Annotated in this window: 2 protein-coding genes; one reads left to right on the plus strand and one right to left on the minus strand. The window is 44.2% G+C overall.

Translation table 11 applies throughout. The features are described 5' to 3' along the window. Positions 1-593, minus strand: a 593-nt coding sequence (locus tag AB4496_RS25460) for a DUF945 family protein (protein WP_372132626.1), incomplete at its 3' end; no start/stop codon positions are given. Between the two features lie 182 nt (positions 594-775). Between AB4496_RS25460 and AB4496_RS25465 the strand changes: the two genes are divergently transcribed. Beyond that, on the plus strand, positions 776-1,956 hold a 1,181-nt coding region (locus AB4496_RS25465; RefSeq protein ID WP_372132629.1), incomplete at its 3' end, for a cyclic nucleotide-binding domain-containing protein.

The raw sequence follows: 1,956 nt of genomic DNA on the forward strand, positions 1-1,956 counted from the left end.
CAGTAGCCTTTCGCTTGTTGACCTGAACCTACACCTTTTAGGTTTGACAGTGTTACCTCTTCACCGGTTTCAAAATCAATTTGAACTGAAGGGATTGAAAGCTCGTAATCAACTTGCCCTAAAACAGTGGCATGGCCAGACAGATTCGATTTCGTGATTGATACCGAAGTACCATTCTCATCAGAACCTTGATGATTGAACTGGCTTAACTCGAAGTTAAAGTCCGTGTTGCCGTTTAGCTCAGTGCTAGTTGTCAGAGTTAGAGGCAGAATATCAGTATTATCAAACGTCGACAGTGCATTCAGGCTCACCAAACCGTGGCTAACCGCACTATTGATGACAAACTCACTCGGCAGCCCATCAATCGCGAGTTGTTCTTTCAGGTTTTCATCGGTCACAGTTAGGCGAGTAGTTACGTTAGAAGACAGGTAACCTCTATCGTACTCCACGATCTCCGCTTGAATGCTTGAATTGTTAAGCTTTGCAACACCATCGGTAATGGCATTTTGTCCAATTTGGCCAACCGCTAGTGGCCAACAAAGTGCCAATGAGATTGCGCCGCCAATTGCACCAATTTTTCTTAACTGTTCCATGAGTTCTCTTTCTACACGTGTCTGTTTTTTTAGTCTAACCCATCAGTAGCAAACAAGAAACATTGAGTTAAATCAGTCTATTGCTCGATACTTCGATTGCCTCAATAAATTAACGGCTAGCTCTCATCCTTATTCGGCGGTTCTTGCTAGGCTAGAGACGTCGCTACTATTAAGGTTGAGCTGTGAATCAATACGCTGTTATCTGTTTGGACAATAATCCGGTTAGCATTGAAAGAATACGTTCGGAGCTGGCTCCGTTGGCTTCTGTATTCGATATTTATACTGCCGAGAACATAGAAGACGCGCATCACGCATTAGAAGATATTCATGATCACAACCAAACTGTAGCCTTGGTGATCACTCATCATCATTCTGAATTTAATGGCGTGCAATTTCTGATTGAACTCGAACAGCTGCCCCATAGTAATACCGCAAGAACGATATTAGTCAGCGCTTCGTCAGACATTCAATCCATTCTAACCGCTGTAAATGAAGGCAGGCTCAACCACTGTCTAACCAAGCCAGTTCAAGATCAGGTTCTATTCAAATCAGCGCAAAAAGAGCTAACGTCTTTTGTCATCCAATACGACTCAGAAAACCTGCTCTCTTACAGCGATGCATTGGATCAACAGCGCTTACTCAGAGCGCACATTGAACAAAAGATTCACTCTTTCCAATCGGGTTTCATTCACGATTACCACCAGCTTTCTGACAATGCCCTTGCTGAGCGTGTCGTCAGTGCTCTGCAGGATGTCTTTTCAAAAGATGATAAAACCAAGGCCATTCGTGATTATTCACCAGAGCATCTGCTGACGGTTGAGGGCGAAGATAATCGCTTTCTTTGGTTAATTATTGAAGGTGAAGCGGCGCTCTATAAAAAAGATGAACTGGGGCAGCAACGCGAAGTTGTGCGTCACTCTAAGGGCAATATTGTCGGAGGGATGTCATTCGTGACGGGTGAGCCTTCGTTCTCTACTGCGATTACTCTGACTCAGACCCAAGTCATCAAACTGGATAAAGATAGCTTTGCTCAGGTGATGCATTCAAACAACACTCTGCTGCCGCTGTTTACCAATCTACTACTCCGTCACTTTAACCGACGATTACAAAGAAGCATCAACAATAAGATCCAGCTTCAGCAAACGCTAGAATCGTTGGAATCTGCACATCAACAATTGATAGAGAAAGAGAAGATGGCGATGCTCGGCCAACTCGTGGCGGGTGTTGCACATGAGTTGAACAACCCGATTGCAGCGATCTTGCGAAGCATTGAAACCTTGTCTGAACATCTCGATCAAATACTCGAGAACTCGGCACTCCCAGAATCCAATAAAGGGACGGATGTATTAGCACAGTCAAAAAT

The sequence above is a fragment of the Vibrio sp. 10N.222.46.A1 genome (genome assembly GCF_041473595.1).
Taxonomy (GTDB): Bacteria; Pseudomonadota; Gammaproteobacteria; order Enterobacterales; family Vibrionaceae; genus Vibrio; species Vibrio tasmaniensis_A.